The following is a 15,597-nucleotide window of genomic DNA, read 5'->3' on the forward strand; positions in this document are numbered from 1 at the left end:
CCCGGACCGCAAGCCCGCGCGTTCGGGTTTTCGCCGGTCATGCCGGCACGGCCATCGACACTGCGCGCTGGACCACGTCCCTCGCCATCGCCTGGGCGAGTTCATGCTCGCCGAGGAACACCGTGGCCGAGGTTTCCTGCGTGAGCAGGCGAGCCTCCTGCTCGTTGTGGCTGCGGATGACGGTCTGGATCGCCGGGTTGAGCGTGTGCGCCGTCTCCATCATCTGGCGCACGTTCATCGCGTCCGGCGTGGCGACGACCAGCACGCGCGCACGGGCGATATGCGCCTGGATCAGCACCGCCGGGTCGGCCGCATCGCCCCACACGGCGGGCGTGCCGGCCTCGCGCAGCTTCTCGACCAGCTCGCGGTTCTGCTCCGCCACCACGTAGGGGATGTCGTTGGCGTCGAGCTCGGCCGCGATGCGGCGCCCGACCCGGCCGTAGCCCACCAGCACCACCTGCCGCGATAGGTACTTGGCCTCGGTGGTCATCGGCAGTTCGGCCAGCGGGTCTTCTCGCATCTCCAGACCGCGCGCGAACGAGGAATGCGCATGCAGCCATTTCTGCATCGGCGCGATCAGGCTGAACCACAGCGGATTGGTGGCGATGGAAATCAGCGCCCCGGCCAGCACCAGGCTCTGCCCTTCCGCCGGCAGCAGGCCAAGCGACACGCCCAGGCCGGCCAGGATGAAAGAGAACTCGCCGATCTGCGCCAGGCTGGCGCTCACCGTGAGCGCCGTGCCCAGCGGGTAGCGGAACACCAGCACCAGTGCGCAGGCCGCCAGCGACTTGCCCAGCACGATCACCAGCACCACGGCGAGCACCTGCAGCGGCCGGTCGAGCAGCACAGAGGGGTCGAACAGCATGCCGACCGACACGAAGAACAGCACCGCGAAGGCGTCGCGCAGCGGCAATGACTCCTGCGCCGCACGATGGGCGAACTGCGACTCGCGCATGACCATGCCCGCGAAGAAGGCACCCAGCGCGAACGACACTCCGAAGAGCGCCGCCGACGCATAGGCGATGCTCACGGCCGCCGCCACCACGCACAGCGTGAACAGCTCGCGCGAGCCTGTGCGCGTGACCTGCCAGAGGATCCACGGGAACACCCGGCGCCCCACCACCAGCATCAACGCCACGAAGCCGCCCACCTGCAGCATCGTGAGGCCCAGCGTCTGCCACAGCGGGTCGGCATTGCCGGTTCCGCCTGCAGCGCCCTGCACGCCCAGCGTGCCCGCCAGCGGCGGCAGGAGCACCAGCACCAACACCATCGCGAGGTCTTCCACCACGAGCCAGCCGACCGCGATGCGCCCGGTGAACGAATCGAGGATGCCCAGGCTTTCGAGCGCGCGCAGCAGCACGACCGTGCTCGCCACCGACAGCGCCAGCCCGAACACCAGCGCGGCACCGGGGCTCCAGCCCCACCACATCGCCAGCCCTCCGCCCAGCAGCGTCGCCACCGCGATCTGCGCGAGCGCGCCTGGCAGCGCGATCTTGCGCACCGCCAGCAGGTCGTCGAGGGAGAAATGAAGGCCCACGCCGAACATCAGCAGCATCACGCCGATCTCGGCGAGCTGGGCCGCGATGCCCGCGTCGGCCACGAAGCCCGGGGTGAAGGGGCCGATGATCACGCCCGCCAGCAGGTAGCCGACCAAGGCCGGCAATCGCAGCCGCGCCGCCAGGAATCCAAGCATGAGCGCCAGCCCCAGGCCGGCGGCGATCGTGTTGATGAGGGAGACGCTGTGGGGCATCGTTGCATTTTGCAGGAACGATGCCCGGCCTTTTGGTTCGTCAGGCCATCCGCGGTGCCGCCTCAGCCGGCCATCTTGCCGCTGCGCTCGGCATCGAGCGCCTCGGGCTCCTGCGCCTCCACCCAGGTCTCGTTGTTGAGTCCGGCCTGCAGCCGGGCCTCGTCGAGCTCGTTGGTCCACTTGGCGACCACGATGGTGGCGACGCCGTTGCCGATCAGGTTGGTCAGCGCACGGGCCTCGGACATGAATCGGTCGATGCCGAGGATGAGCGCCAGCCCCGCCACAGGCACATGGCCCACGGCCGACAGCGTCGCCGCCAGCACGATGAAACCGCTGCCCGTGACGCCCGCCGCGCCCTTCGAGGTCAGCAGCAGCACCGCCAGCAGCGTGATCTCCTGAGTGAGCGTCATCGGCGTATTGGTGGCCTGCGCGATGAACACCGCCGCCATCGTCAGGTAGATGGAAGTGCCGTCGAGGTTGAAGGAATAGCCGGTCGGAATGACGAGGCCCACGCAGGTCTTGTTCGCGCCCAGGTTCTCCATCTTCTCCATCATGCGCGGCAGCACCGACTCGCTCGACGAGGTGCCCAGCACGATCAGCAGCTCTTCCTTGATGTACTTGATGAACTTCCAGATGCTGAACCCATGGAAGCGCGCGATGAGCCCGAGCACCACGAAGATGAACAGCAGGCAGGTCAGGTAGAAGGTGCCCATCAGCTTGCCCAGCGAGAACAGGCTGCCCAGCCCGTACTTGCCGATGGTGAAGGCCATGGCGCCGAAGGCGCCGATGGGCGCCAGCTTCATGATGTAGTTGACGATGCCGAAGAGCACGTGCGAGCCCTTCTCGATCACGTCGAACACCAGCGTGCCGCGCCCCCCGAAACGGTGCAGCGCGAAGCCGAACAACACCGCGATGAGCAGCACCTGCAGGATCTCGCCCTTGGCGAAGGCATCCACGATGGTGTTCGGGATGATGTTCATGATGAAGTCGACCGTGCCGGTCATCTTGCCCGGGCCGGTATAGGCCGCGATGCCCTTGGTGTCGAGCGTGGCCGGGTCGACGTTCATGCCCGCGCCGGGCTTGAGCACGTTCACCAGCACCAGGCCCACGACGAGCGCGATGCTGCTGACGATCTCGAAATACAGCAGCGCGAGGCCGCCGGTCTTGCCGACCTTCTTCATGTCCTCCATGCCGGCGATGCCCACCACCACCGTGCAGAAGATGATCGGCGCGATGATCATCTTGATCAGCTTGATGAAGCCGTCGCCCAGCGGCTTCATCGCCTCGCCCGCGGCCGGATAGAAGTGGCCGAGCAGCACGCCGATGATCACGGCGGTGATCACCTGCACGTAGAGCGAGCGGTACAGCGGGAGCTTTCTGGCGGATGTGCTTGTTGTGCTTTCCATGTTTGCCTCCGGGGGTTGAAAACTGTAGGACGCGCATCCGCGGTTTTCTATCCGTGGAACCCGCATCGTCGAAATGAAAAGACCCGCCGAAGCGGGTCTTGTCGATCAGGTGTAAGTCAGCATGCTTAATGCATGTGCAGGCCGCCGTTGACGGAGAAGTCGGCCCCCGTGCTGTAGCCGCCTTCGTCGGTGGCCAGCCACGAGATGATCGAGGCGATCTCGCTGGGTTCGCCCAGGCGCTTGACCGGGATGGTCGCCACGATCTTGTCGAGCACTTCCTGGCGGATGGCCTTGACCATGTCGGTGCCGATGTAGCCCGGGCTCACGGTGTTGACCGTCACGCCCTTGCTGGCGAGCTCCTGGGCCAGCGCCATGGTGAAGCCGTGCATGCCGGCCTTGGCCGCCGAGTAGTTGGTCTGGCCGGCCTGGCCCTTGGCGCCGTTGACCGAGCTGATGTTGATGATTCGGCCCCAGCCCTTTTCAACCATGTCGCCCACCACCTGCTTGGTGACGTTGAACATGCTGTTGAGGTTGGTCTCGATCACCGCGCTCCAGTCCTCGGGGGTCATCTTGAGGAACATGCGGTCCCGGGTGATGCCGGCGTTGTTGACCAGCACGTCGATCGGGCCGTGCGCGGCCTTGGCGGCGGAGAAGGCTTCGACGGTGGATTGCCAGTCGCCGACATTGCCGACCGACGCATGGAACTCGAAGCCTGCGGCTTTCTGTTCGGCCAGCCATTTGGCGTAGTCGCGCGTGGGGCCGCAACCTGCGACCACGGTGAACCCGTCCTTGTACAGACGCTGGCAGATGGCTGTTCCGATGCCACCCATGCCTCCAGTGACATATGCAACTTTCTTGCTCATGAGATTTCCTTTGTGTAATGGCAAAAGCCTGAACGGCCGCCTTCACTCTAGCGAGTTTCAAGCCATGGCCCCTCTCAGGAAAACACTGAGCCAGGCTTGCAACCAGCTGTCACGAAGATTGTCACGAAGCGGCCTCCGTGCTCAGCCTCTATCCTCTCATCCGTGCGTGTCCGCACGAGCCAATCACCCAAGGAGTTCCAAAGTATGAATTTCGGGATCATCGTCTTCCCCGACGTCGAGGAACTCGACTTCGTCGGCCCCTGGGAGATGCTCACCATGTGGAGCAAGCTGGCCGGCGGTCCCGAGCATTGCCTGATCGTGGCCGAGAAGCGCGAGCCGGTGGTCTGCGCCAAGGGCCTGTCGATCAACCCCCACGTCTCCTTCGCCGACTGCCCCCAGCTCGACTGCCTGCTCGTCCCCGGCGGCATGGGCACGCGCCGCGAGGTCGACAACGTCGTCATGACCCGCTTCCTCGCCGACCAGGCGCCCGGATGCACCACGCTGATGTCCGTATGCACCGGCGCCTTCGTGCTGCACGCGGCCGGCCTGCTCTCGGGCAAGACCGCCACCACCCACTGGGGGTCGCTCGACCGCCTGCGCGCGCTGGGCGACGTGAAGGTGGTGGAGCAGCGCTGCGTGCAGGACGGCAACGTCTGGACCTCGGCCGGGGTATCGGCCGGTACCGACCTGATGCTGGCCTACATCGCCCACACCGCGGGCGAGGAAGCCGCCGCCAAGGTACAGCTGCAGTCCGAGTACTACCCCGCGGACACCATCTACGGAAGCACCGCCAGCCACGAGCGCGCGCCGGCCTATGTGAAGCGGCCCGGTCCCCGCTTCCAGGCCCGATGAACGCGCCCTCCTTGCCCGAGCCGCTGCCGGTACTCGCTGCACGGGTGGGCGAAGCGCTGCGCGCGCGGGGGCGGACCGTGGCGGTGGTCGAGTCCTCGGCAGGCGGACTGGTGTCTGCCGCCCTGCTCGCCATCGCGGGCGCCTCGGCCTACTTCAAGGGCGGTGCGGTCGTCTATTCGAGGCGCGCGGGCCGCGCGCTGCTGAACCTGACCGCCGAAGACATGGCCGGCCTGCGCGGCGAGACCGAGCCCTACGCCCGGCTCGTCGCGGGCCGGGTGCGCGACACCCACCACTCGACCTGGGGCATCGCCGAAAGCGGAGCGGCCGGCCCCTCGCCCAGCCCTTACGGCGACGTGCCCGGGCGGGTATGCCTGGCGATCGTCGGCCCCGTCACCGTGAGCCGCACCGTCGAGACCGGCAATGCCGACCGCCCCGCGAACATGGACCTGTTCGCGCGGCACCTGCTCGCGCTGTTCGACGAAACACTGCGCGCCCGGTCGGTCGACTGAAGAACCTCAGTCCGCCTGCACGCCCGCCGCGCGGATCACCTTGCCCCACTTGGCCACCTCCGCAGCGAGGTGCGAGCGAAGGCTCTCGGGCGTCTGCTTCTCCACCGGCACGATCTCCGAGCTGAGTTCGGCCAGGCGGTTCTTCACCATGTCGTCCTGCAGCCCGGCACGCAGGGCGGCGTTGAGCTTCTCGATCACCGCGGGCGGCGTGCCCTTGGGCGCATAGATGCCGTGCCACACGCGCACGTCGAAGCCCTTGAGGCCCTGCTCGTCCAGCGTCGGGATGTTCGGCAGGCTCGACAGCCGCTGCGGCGTGGTCACGCCGAACACCTTCACCCGGTTGCCGTCCTTGATGACGGGCGCGGTCTGCGTGGTCTGGTCGCACAGCAGGTCGACCTGCCCGCCCATCAGGTCGTTGAGCGCCGGCCCCGCCCCCTTGTAGGGCACGGTGGTCAGCTGCACACCGATCTGGTTCATGAACAGCAGCCCGCACAGCTGCGACACCGCGCCCACGCCCGCGTTGGCCAGCGTCACCTTGTCCTTGTTGGCCTTCACGTAGGCCAGCAGCTCCTGGTAGTTGTTGGCCGGGAAGTCCTTGCGCGACAGCAGCGTCATCGGCACGTCGAGCACCTGGCCGACGTACTCGAAGTCCTTGAGCGGGTCGTAGTTGAGCTTCTTGTAGAGCGCGGGCGCGGTGGCCATGCCCATGTGGTGGATCAGGATGGTGTAGCCGTTGGGCGCCGCCTTCGCGACCCGCGCGGGTGCGATGGTGCCGCCCGCGCCCACGGTGTTCTCCACGATCACAGCCTGGCCCAGCGACTTGCCCATGGGAATGGCCAGCATGCGCGCCACCACGTCGGTCGGTCCGCCGGCCGAGTACGGCACGACCATCGTCACCGGCTTGTCGGGCCATGCCGCCTGCGCCGAAGCCGGCGCCTGGAAGGCGAGCAGGCAGGCGCCAGCGGAGGCGGCGATCAGGGTCTTCAGTTTCCAGTTTCTGGTTGCTTTCACTTTCTTGTCTCCTTTGGTTGTTCTCTGGTCCGTTCGTCAGGTGTGTTCGTCAGGTGTGTTCGAGTGCGAGCAGGCGCTCGGCCAGCCGCACCACCGGGGCATCGACCATGCGCCCGTCGAGGCTGACGACGCCGCCGCCGGCCTCGCGGATGGCCGCGACCACGCGGCGGGCCCATGCCAGTTCCTGCGCCGAGGGGCCGAGCGCCGCATGCACCGGCGCGACCTGGTCGGGGTGGATGCACAGCTTGGCGCCGAAGCCGCCGCGCCGGGCGCGCGCGGTGTCCGCTGCCAGCCGGGGGGCGTCGCGCCAGTCGGGGGTCACGCCGTCGATGGGCGCGGCAAGGCCGGCGCGGCGCGAGGCCAGCAGCAGTGCGAGGCGCACGGGCACCAGTTCGGCCTCGTCGGCATCGCAGGCCAGGCCCAGGTCGGCCTGGAAATCGAGGTTGCCGAAGGCCAGGCGCAGCACCTGCGGGCCGGCGGCGAGTTCGTCGACCGCGGCGAGGCCGGCGGCCGATTCGATCAGCGGCACCAGCACGGCCGAGGGGCCTGCCGCCGTCGCCAGCCGCGACAGGTCGGCCGCCCGTTCCGCCTTCGGCAGCACGATGCCGGCGATCAGCCCCTGGGCGGCGAGCGCTCCGACCTGCGCGCAGTCGTCGTCATGCCACGGCGTGCCGGCGGCGTTGATGCGCACCAGCAGACGTCGCCGTTCTTCGGCGGGCAGCGCGGCGAACGCGGCACCCAGTTGCTCGCGCGCTTGAACCTTGCGCTCGGGCGCGACGGCGTCTTCGAGGTCGACGATCACGCCGCCCGCCCCGGTGGCCAGCGCGCGCGCATGGCGCTCGGGCCGGTCGGCGGGCACGAAGAGAAAGGCGCGTGCCAGCGAAAGAGGCGGCGCGCTCACACCGCGCCCGCCTCGCGCAGCGCCGCGATGTCCGCCTCGCTGCGCCCGAGGCTGCGCAGGATGGCGTCGGTGTGCTCGCCTACCGCCGGGATCGGGTCCATGCGGTAGTCGAAGGCGCTCTGGCGACCCGCCGGCAGCAGGGCCGGTATGTCGCCCGCCGGCGAGCCCACCTGACGCCAGCGCTCGCGCGCCTGCAATTGGGGATGGGCCCACAGGCCGGCCATGTCGTTCATGCGGGCGTTGGCGATCTGCGCGGTGTCGAGCCGCTCGAGCACCTGCGCCGTCGTCAGCGCGCCGAAGGTCTCGAGGATGATGGCGCGCAGCATCTCGCGGTTCTCGTTGCGCCGCGCGTTGCTGTCGAAGCGAGGGTCGGCGGCCAGCGCTGTCTGCAGCAGCACCTTCTCGCAGAAGGTGCGCCATTCGCGCTCGTTCTGCAGGCCCAGCATCACGGTGCCGCCGTCACCCGCGGGGAAAGGACCGTAGGGATAGATGGTCGCGTGCGAGGCGGCGCTGCGCGGCGGCGGTGGAGCGCCGTCGTAGGCGTAGTACATCGGGTAGCCCATCCACTCGGCCAGCGCCTCAAGCATCGACACGTCGATGTGCGAGCCCCTGCCCGTCTTTCCGCGCTGGAGCAGCGCCGCAAGGATGCCGGTGTACGCATACATGCCGGCCGCGATGTCGGCGATGGAGTTGCCCGACTTGCAGGGCTCCTCGGGCGTGCCCGTCACCGAAAGAAAGCCGGCCTCGCTCTGGATCAGCAGGTCGTAGGCCTTCTTGTCGCGGTACGGGCCGTCCTCGCCGTAGCCCGAGATGTCGCAGACGATGAGCCTCGGGTGCCTTTCGTGCAGGGCCTGCGCGCCCAGCCCCATGCGCGCGGCGGCGCCGGGCGCGAGGTTCTGCACCAGCACGTCGGCATCGGACAACAGCTCCTGCAGCACCGCCAGCGCGGCGGGCTGCTTGAGGTCGAGCGTGAGGCTTTCCTTCGAGCGGTTCACCCACACGAAGTGCGAGGCCTCGCCGGCCACGCGGGCGTCGTAGGCGCGCGCGAAGTCGCCCGCTCCGGGGCGCTCCACCTTGATGACGCGCGCACCGAGGTCGGCGAGTTGCCGCGTGCAGAACGGCGCGGCGATGGCGTGCTCGAGCGAGATGACGGTGATGCCGTCCAGGGGTCTTGTCATGTGTTCTTCCCTCCCCGCTCAGGCCAGCACGGCCGTGGCCTGCATGGTGAGCCAGCCGTCGGCGTCCTCGCCCCACAGATCGAACGTCTTTCCATCGGCGCCCGGCTTGCCGTGCACGCGGAACGGCGCGATGTCGAAGGTCGGGCGCACCGCGCGGAACTCGAAGCGCGCGAGCTGCGCGCCCGGCACGTTGCGGCGCAGCAGGTCGACCAGCAGCGTCGCGATCAGCGGGCCGTGCACGATCAGGCCCGGATAGCCCTCGACCTGCGTGACGTAGCGGCGGTCGTAGTGGATGCGGTGGCCGTTGAAGGTGAGTGCCGAGTAGCGAAAGAGCAGCACGTCGTCGGGCGCGATGTCGCGGCTGAAGGCGGCGTCCTTCGGGGCGGGCGTGGGTGGCGGGCCGGCCTCGCCCGGCTGGGCGGCGGCGCGGTAGACGATGTCGTGCTCCTCGGTGAGCGCAAGGCCGCGTTCGTTGCGCACCTCGTGGCGCACCAGCACGAACACGAGTTCGCCGGTGCGGCCCGACTTGTGCGTGACCGAGACGATGCGCGAGGTGCGCTCCGCCTTGTCACCCACCTGCAGCGGATTGCCCGGCTCCCATGCGAGCCGCCCGCCCGCCCACATGCGGCGCGGCAGCGGCACCGGCGGCAGGAAGCCGCCGCGCCTGGCGTGGCCGTCCTCGCCGATCTCCGACTGGCGGTGGTGCGGCAGGAAGTAGAGCCAGTGCCACAGCTCGGGCAGGCGGGTGCCGGCCTGCGGCGGCGGGTCGTCGCGGTCGAGCGTGGCGGCGAGCGCGCGCACCGGCGCGGCGGTGACGTCGTCGGCCAGCGTTTCGCTGCGGCCCTGCCAGGCCTGCAGCCTGGCCAGCGCCTCGCTGTCGATGGTGGGAGATGGAGTCTGTGTGTCGTTGCTCATGGGTCTCTTCGTCGTTCAGTCGACCGCGGCGCCGGAGGCCTTGACGATCCGCGCCCACTTGGCGAGATCGTCGTGCAGCAGCGCCGCGAACTGTTCGGGGGTGGTCGGCGCGGCGATCTCCACGCCCTGCTGGTCGAGCTTGTCGCGCAGGTCCTTCGAGGCCAGCGCCTTGCGCGTGGCGTCCTGCAGCGTGGCGAGCACGTCGGGCGGCACGCCCGCGGGGGCGAACAGGCCGATCCACAGCGTGCCGTTGTAGCCGGGCACGGCCTCGGCGATGGCGGGCACGTCGGGCAGCACGGGCGAGCGCTTCTCGCCGCTGACGGCCAGCGCGCGCAGCTTGCCGGCCTTGATGTGCGGCAGCGCCGAAGGCAGGCTCGCGAACACGATCGGCAGCTGCCCGCCCAGCACGTCGTTGAGAGCGGGCGCCACGCCCTTGTAGGGCACGTGCTGCATCGAGATGCCGGCCATGCTGTTGAGCATTTCGCCGAGCAGGTGGTTGAGCGTGCCGTTGCCGGCCGAGGCGTACTGGTAGTTCGCGCCCTTCGCCCGCGCGAGCTTCAGGAACTCGGCGAAGTTCTTCGCCGGGAACGAGGGGTTGACCAGCAGCACGTTGGGCACCGAGCCGATGAGCCCCACGGGCTTGAAGTCGCGCTCGGGGTCGAAGCCCGGGTTCCTGTAGAGCGCCGGGTTGATCGCCTGGCTGCTGCTGATGGTCATGAGCAGCGTGTAGCCGTCCTTCGGGCCCTTGGCCACGAGCTGCGTGCCGATGTTGCCGCCCGCGCCGGGGCGGTTGTCGACCACCACGCTGGCGTTGTTCATCACCTCGCCGAGCTTCTGGCCGACGAGCCGGCCGACGATGTCGTTGGTGCCGCCAGCGGCCTGGGGCACGACGAGCGTGACGGGGCGAGAGGGGTATGCGTCCGCATTCGCCGGGCCGGACTGGACCAGAGCGGCCGCGGCGGTCAGTGCGACCAGGGCCAATGCGCGCAATCTTGTGCCGGCAGCAGGGCGACGGACTTTCAATCCGCTGGCCACCGGCAGGTTTCGTTGGTGTCGTGTTGTCTCCATGGCCCGCATGGTCGGGCGCCCCACCCTCGCGCGCAATCTGCGATTTCGGAACCCAGCCTTCTGCAATGCCGAAGGCTGGCGGCATGCTGGCGCCTACCATCGCTGCATGCTCTTCGACCTTACCGACCTGCGCCTCTTCGTCGCCACGGCCGAACTCGGCAGCCTCACGCGGGCCGCCGAGCGCCAGCACCTGTCGCTCGCGGCGGCAAGCGCGCGCATCAAGGCGCTCGAAACTCAGGCCGGGCTGCAGCTGCTGCAGCGCGAGGCCCGAGGCGTGCGGCTGCTGCCGCCGGGCGAAGCCTTCCTGCACCACGCGCGCCTCGTGCTGCACCAGACGGAGCAACTGCGCGCCGACCTGCTGGAGTACGGCGGCGGCCTGCGCGGCCACCTGCGCGTGTTCGCCAACACCACCGCAGTGACCGACTTCCTGCCCGAGATCCTGCCGGGCTTCCTGGCGCACAACCCGCGCATCAACGTCGACCTTCAGGAAAAACCGAATGCTCAGATTCCGCGCGGCGTGCTCGACGGCCGCGCCGACATCGGCATCGTCGCCGGCCGCGTCGACACGCTGGGGCTGGAGGCCATCCACTTCAGCACCGACCGGCTGGTGCTCGCCACCTCGCGCAAGCACCGCTTCGCGAAGCGCAAGAAGATTTCCTTCGCCGAGACGCTGGACGAAGACGCGATCGGCATGCAGCAAGGCAGCACGCTGCAGACCTTTCTCTCGCAGATCACCGACAACCTGGGCAAGCGGCAGAAGCTGCGCATCCAGCTCGGAAGCTTCGACGCCATGTGCCGGATGATCGGCAACGGCGTGGGCATCGGCGTCGTGCCCGAATCGGCTGCCCGGCGCAACCAGGAAAGCATGCAGCTCGCGCTGATCGACCTCGACGACGCCTGGTGCGTGCGGGAGCGCTACCTGCTCGTGCGCGACCGCGCAGCGCTGCCGATCTACGCACAGGCGCTGGTCGACACGCTATGCCGCCACTACGCCGAACAGCAGGCCTCTTCGCCAACCTGACTGCTGCCAGCACGCAAAAACAGCAACTTGCATGCGATTGCTGAACAACTCGCTCCCGTCCCCATTTTCTGTGGGCAACTTTGGGGGTAACTCATGAGGAGCCTTGTAAAACGAATGCAAGTCGTTGTTTTACAAGGGTATTCCTTAGTTTGCTCAATTTTTGGGCGGTGTACAACTCTGGCCGCCAAAACCGCCTCGTCCAGACCTGAAACAGCCTTTCGACTCCATTTTTCACGGTTTCCGGTGAGCGAAAAACGCCATCGGATCAGCCACTTGCGGTGGGAATGTGGAAAAGCCGGCTTCTTCCCCATTTTCAGTGCACAACTTTGGGGATAACTGATGAGGAGCGTTGTAAAAGCAACGTAAGTCGTTGTTTTACAAAGGGAATAGTTAATCTGCTCAAATTTTGGGCGGTGAACAAGCCGCTCCGCGGGACCCTTCCGCGGGCCCTGCCCGATCAGTAAGGCGGCGCCTTGCGCGCCCGCTGTGCGCGCGCCGCCTCGGTCCACCAGGCCAGGTCGTCGGCGAAGCGGCCGAAGGAGCGCTGCAGCGATTCGCCCGCCGGGCCCGTGGGCTTGCCCGCCGCATCCAGCGTCTGCGAGATCGGCCCGACGGCCAGGGTGCTCGACACCACGACCATGCCCATCTCCGACAGGATCGAATGCCACACAGTGCCCGAGCGCACGCCGGAGAAGCGCCCCGCCGAATAGCTCGCGATGGCTGCGGGGCGCCAGAACCACTCCTCCAGGAAGTGGTCGGTGAGGTTCTTCAGGCCGGGCTGCGGGCCCCAGTTGTATTCGCCGGTGACGAAGACGAAGGCGTCGGCCGTGCGGATCTTCCCGGCCAGCGCTTCCATCGCGGCGGGAGCGCTGCCCTTCGGATATTCCTTGTACATGCGGTCGAGCATGGGCAGGTCGACCGCCTTCGCGTCCACCAACTCGGCGTCATCTCCACGTTCGCGCAGGCCGGCGACGATGAAGTCGGCCAGGCGCACGCCCATGCGGTCGGAGCGGTAGGAGCCGTAGAACACCAGGATCTTGTCGCTCATCGTCGTTGCTCCGGCTGTGTGGATGGTGAGGGGCCGCGTCGTGCTCAGGTCGGCGCCTGCAGCTTGTCCTGCGTGCGGGTGTCGAAGTCGGACGCGTCGTGGCGCTCGTGAAGCTGGCTCGTGGGCTGGCCCCAGGTGCGGTTGACCATGCGGCCGCGCTGCACGGCCGGCCGTTTCGCGATCTCGTCGGCCCAGCGCACCACATTCCTGTATTCGCTCACCTGCAGGAACTCGCCGGCTTCGTAGAGCTGCCCCTTGGCCAGCGCGCCGTACCAGGGCCAGACCGCGATGTCGGCAATGGTGTATTCGTCGCCCGCGAGATAGCGGCTTTCGGCCAGGCGGCGGTCGAGCACGTCGAGCTGGCGCTTGGTTTCCATCGCGAAGCGGTCGATGGCGTATTCGATCTTCGTGGGCGCGTAGGCATAGAAATGCCCGAATCCGCCGCCCAGGTAGGGCGCGCTGCCCATCTGCCAGAACAGCCACGACAGGCACTCGGCCCGCTCTGCCCGTTCCGTCGGCAGGAAGGCGCTGCCGAACTTCTCGGCCAGGTACTGCAGGATCGCGCCCGACTCGAACACGCGGATCGGCTTGTCGCCGCTGCGGTCCATCAGCGCGGGAATCTTGGAGTTCGGGTTCACCGCGACGAAGCCGCTGCCGAACTGGTCGCCATCGTTGATGCGGATCAGCCAGGCGTCGTACTCGGCGCCGGCATGGCCCAGCGCCAGCAGTTCCTCGAGCATCACCGTCACCTTCACGCCGTTGGGCGTGGCGAGCGAATAGAGTTGCAGGGGATGCCTGCCGACCGGCAGGTCCTTTTCATGCGTGGCGCCTGCGATGGGCCGGTTGATGTTCGCGAAGCGGCCGCCGCTCTCCTTGTTCCATGACCAGACGGTGGGCGGCGTGTAGGCTGTCGTGCCATTCATGCGATGAGTTCCTGGAGTTGAACCGACGATGATCATTCTCTACGACTGCGCCACCGCCCCCAGCCCGCGGCGCGTGCGCATCCTGCTTGCCGAGAAGGGCATTGCACACGAGACCGTGCAGGTCGACCTGGTCCGTGGTGAGCAGCTGGGCGAGGCCTACCGCGCGATCAATCCGCAGTGCACCGTGCCTGCCCTGCGCACCGACGACGAAGACGGCCTGCTGCTGACCGACAACGCCGCCATCGCGGCCTGGGTGGAAGCCCGATACCCGCAGCCACCGCTGATGGGCATCACCCCGCGGGAAAAGGCCGAGATCGCAAGCTGGAACTGGCGCATCGAGTTCGAAGGCCTGCTCGCCATCGCCGAGACGCTGCGCAACAGCTCGCCCGCGATGGCCGACCGCGCGCTGCCCGGCCCGGTCAACTACGCGCAGATTCCCGAGCTCGCGCAGCGCGGGCTCGCCCGGATCCAGCATTTCTTCGACACGCTGAACGAACGCCTGGCCGGCCGCGACTTCATCGCCACCGACCGCTTCAGCATTGCCGACATCACCGCCGTGGTGGCGGTGGACTTCGCCCGCGTGGTGCGGGTCAAGCCCGGGGAGCAGCACCCCGAGCTGCTGCGCTGGCGCGCGGCGATGGCGCAGCGGCCGTCGATGGCGATGGCGCGCTGAGCGACGGGCCTTGGCGCCCGTGGACCGGAAGGGTGTGAGAAAACCGCCGCGAACGGTCCGAAGGTCGCACCGAGGACCTGAACCGTAGCCAGCTACGGTAAGGCCCGCAGGTGCGAGATCGGGCTGCGCAGCAGCTTTGTTCGCGCCTTCTCAGCGCTCAATGGTGAGCGCCACACCCATGCCGCCGCCGATGCACAGCGAGGCGATGCCCTTCTTGGCGTTGCGGCGCTGCATCTCGTGCAGCAGCGTCACCAGGATGCGGCAGCCAGATGCGCCGATGGGGTGGCCGATGGCGATGGCGCCGCCGTTGACGTTCACCTTGTTGATGTCCCAGCCCATTTCCTTGTTCACCGCGCAGGCCTGGGCCGCGAAGGCTTCGTTGATCTCGAGCAGGTCGAGGTCGGCGGCCTTCCAGCCGGCGCGCTGCAGCGCCTTGGTCGATGCGGGCACGGGGCCCATGCCCATGATGGCGGGGTCGAGGCCGGCAGTGGCGTAGCTGGCGATGCGGCCCAGCGGCTTGAGGCCCAGTGCCGCGGCCTTCTTGGCCGTCATGACCATCACGGCTGCCGCGCCATCGTTCAGGCCCGAGGCGTTGCCTGCCGTCACGCCGCCGGCCTTGTCGAAGGCGGGACGCAGGCCGGCCAGGCCTTCGGCGCTGGTCTTGCGGTTGATGAATTCGTCGGTGTCGAAGACGACGGGGTCGCCCTTCTTCTGCGGGATGCTCACGCCGACGATCTCGTCCTTGAACTTGCCGGCGTCCTGCGCGGCGGCGGCCTTGGTCTGGCTGCCCAGCGCCAGTTCATCCTGCGCGGCGCGGTCGATGCCGTACTTCTTGGCCACGTTCTCGGCGGTGATGCCCATGTGGTACTGGTTGTAGACGTCCCACAGGCCGTCGACGATCATGGTGTCGACCATCTTCCAGTCGCCCATGCGCTGGCCGTTGCGCGAGTTGGGCAGCACGTGCGGTGCGGCGCTCATGTTCTCCTGGCCGCCGGCAATGACGATCTCGCTGTCGCCCGTGGCCACGGCCTGGGCCGCCAGCATCACGGCCTTCAGGCCCGAGCCGCACACGGCATTGATGGTGAGCGCCGGCGTTTCCTTGGCGCCGCCGCTCTTCAGCCACGCCTGGCGCGCGGGGTTCTGGCCCGCTCCGGCCGCCAGCACCTGGCCCATGATGGCCTCGCCGATCTGGTCGGCCGTGAGGTTGGCGCGCGCAATCACTTCCTTGATGACGGTTGCACCGAGCTCGGTGGCCGGGATGCCGGCGAGCGAGCCGCCGAACTTGCCGACTGCCGTGCGGGCGGCCGAAACGATGACGATGTCTTCCATGAGGTTCTCCGTTGAAGTGATTAAGGAATCCGCGTATCAAAACTGCAGGCGCAACTTGCGCCAAGCCACAGCCCAACCCAGGAACACCGCGGAACCGGCTTTGCCGGGCCGCCGGTGTTGCCCCCTGCAAGGGGGTTGGCGGCCACACGC

15 protein-coding genes are annotated in these 15,597 nt (G+C 68.1%); 4 read left to right on the forward strand and 11 right to left on the reverse strand.

Annotated elements, in window-relative coordinates; translation table 11 throughout:
* Positions 1-37: 37 nt before the first annotated feature.
* From G369_RS0106885 to phbB, 3 genes are all read right to left on the reverse strand, one after another.
* The gene (locus tag G369_RS0106885) at positions 38-1,750 is read right to left on the reverse strand and encodes a cation:proton antiporter domain-containing protein (protein ID WP_026346245.1); all 1,713 of its coding nucleotides are present in this window, start codon (positions 1,748-1,750) and stop codon (positions 38-40) included.
* Positions 1,751-1,812: 62 nt separating this feature from the next.
* Complete coding sequence (locus tag G369_RS0106890) at positions 1,813-3,156, reverse strand: dicarboxylate/amino acid:cation symporter (RefSeq protein ID WP_019653252.1); 1,344 nt, start codon at positions 3,154-3,156, stop codon at positions 1,813-1,815.
* Between the two features lie 125 nt (positions 3,157-3,281).
* A complete protein-coding gene (phbB, locus tag G369_RS0106895) occupies positions 3,282-4,019 on the reverse strand; it encodes an acetoacetyl-CoA reductase (RefSeq protein ID WP_019653253.1) in 738 nt (245 codons plus the stop codon).
* 204 nt (positions 4,020-4,223) lie between these two features.
* Between phbB and G369_RS0106900 the strand changes: the two genes are divergently transcribed.
* Both G369_RS0106900 and G369_RS0106905 read left to right on the forward strand, forming a co-directional pair.
* Positions 4,224-4,871 carry a DJ-1/PfpI family protein gene (locus tag G369_RS0106900; RefSeq protein WP_019653254.1) on the forward strand — a complete coding sequence of 216 codons (648 nt, stop codon included), beginning with the start codon at positions 4,224-4,226 and terminating at the stop codon, positions 4,869-4,871.
* A complete protein-coding gene (locus G369_RS0106905; protein ID WP_019653255.1) occupies positions 4,868-5,380 on the forward strand; it encodes a CinA family protein in 513 nt (170 codons plus the stop codon). The genes G369_RS0106900 and G369_RS0106905 overlap by 4 nt, the downstream gene beginning before the upstream one ends.
* A 6-nt stretch (positions 5,381-5,386) precedes the next feature.
* Here G369_RS0106905 and G369_RS0106910 read toward each other — a convergent pair whose 3' ends face one another.
* Genes G369_RS0106910 through G369_RS0106930 form a run of 5 tightly spaced genes read right to left on the reverse strand, consistent with a single transcriptional unit; the run spans position 5,387 to position 10,375 of the window.
* Positions 5,387-6,391, reverse strand: coding sequence for a tripartite tricarboxylate transporter substrate-binding protein (locus G369_RS0106910; protein WP_019653256.1), 1,005 nt, complete (start codon positions 6,389-6,391; stop codon positions 5,387-5,389).
* 49 nt (positions 6,392-6,440) lie between these two features.
* Complete coding sequence (locus G369_RS0106915; RefSeq protein ID WP_019653257.1) at positions 6,441-7,292, reverse strand: HpcH/HpaI aldolase/citrate lyase family protein; 852 nt, start codon at positions 7,290-7,292, stop codon at positions 6,441-6,443.
* Positions 7,289-8,470, reverse strand: a complete 1,182-nt coding sequence (locus G369_RS0106920; protein ID WP_019653258.1) for a CaiB/BaiF CoA transferase family protein — start codon at positions 8,468-8,470, stop codon at positions 7,289-7,291. Before G369_RS0106920 ends, G369_RS0106915 begins: the two co-directional genes overlap by 4 nt.
* Before the next feature lie 18 nt (positions 8,471-8,488).
* Positions 8,489-9,385 (reverse strand): HTD2 family dehydratase, encoded by an 897-nt coding sequence (locus G369_RS0106925; protein WP_019653259.1) that lies wholly within the window; start codon positions 9,383-9,385, stop codon positions 8,489-8,491.
* Positions 9,386-9,400: 15 nt separating this feature from the next.
* Positions 9,401-10,375 (reverse strand): tripartite tricarboxylate transporter substrate binding protein, encoded by a 975-nt coding sequence (locus tag G369_RS0106930; RefSeq protein ID WP_019653260.1) that lies wholly within the window; start codon positions 10,373-10,375, stop codon positions 9,401-9,403.
* A gap of 184 nt (positions 10,376-10,559) precedes the next feature.
* Between G369_RS0106930 and G369_RS0106935 the strand changes: the two genes are divergently transcribed.
* Positions 10,560-11,474, forward strand: a complete 915-nt coding sequence (locus G369_RS0106935; protein ID WP_026346246.1) for a LysR family transcriptional regulator — start codon at positions 10,560-10,562, stop codon at positions 11,472-11,474.
* A 457-nt stretch (positions 11,475-11,931) separates the two neighbouring features.
* Here G369_RS0106935 and G369_RS0106940 read toward each other — a convergent pair whose 3' ends face one another.
* Complete coding sequence (locus G369_RS0106940) at positions 11,932-12,522, reverse strand: NADPH-dependent FMN reductase (RefSeq protein WP_019653262.1); 591 nt, start codon at positions 12,520-12,522, stop codon at positions 11,932-11,934.
* A 44-nt stretch (positions 12,523-12,566) separates the two neighbouring features.
* Positions 12,567-13,445 carry a glutathione-dependent disulfide-bond oxidoreductase gene (yghU, locus tag G369_RS0106945; RefSeq protein ID WP_019653263.1) on the reverse strand — a complete coding sequence of 293 codons (879 nt, stop codon included), beginning with the start codon at positions 13,443-13,445 and terminating at the stop codon, positions 12,567-12,569.
* Between the two features lie 28 nt (positions 13,446-13,473).
* On the opposite strand from yghU, the gene G369_RS0106950 reads away from it, so the two are divergent.
* Positions 13,474-14,118, forward strand: a complete 645-nt coding sequence (locus G369_RS0106950; protein WP_019653264.1) for a glutathione S-transferase family protein — start codon at positions 13,474-13,476, stop codon at positions 14,116-14,118.
* A gap of 150 nt (positions 14,119-14,268) precedes the next feature.
* On the opposite strand, the gene G369_RS0106955 is transcribed toward G369_RS0106950, so the two are convergent.
* Positions 14,269-15,447: an acetyl-CoA C-acetyltransferase gene (locus tag G369_RS0106955; RefSeq protein ID WP_019653265.1), complete on the reverse strand. Its 1,179-nt coding sequence runs from the start codon at positions 15,445-15,447 to the stop codon at positions 14,269-14,271.
* Between the last annotated feature and the right edge of the window lie 150 nt (positions 15,448-15,597).

It is taken from the genome of Variovorax atrisoli 110B (assembly GCF_000382045.1).
Taxonomy (GTDB): Bacteria; Pseudomonadota; Gammaproteobacteria; order Burkholderiales; family Burkholderiaceae_C; genus Variovorax; species Variovorax atrisoli.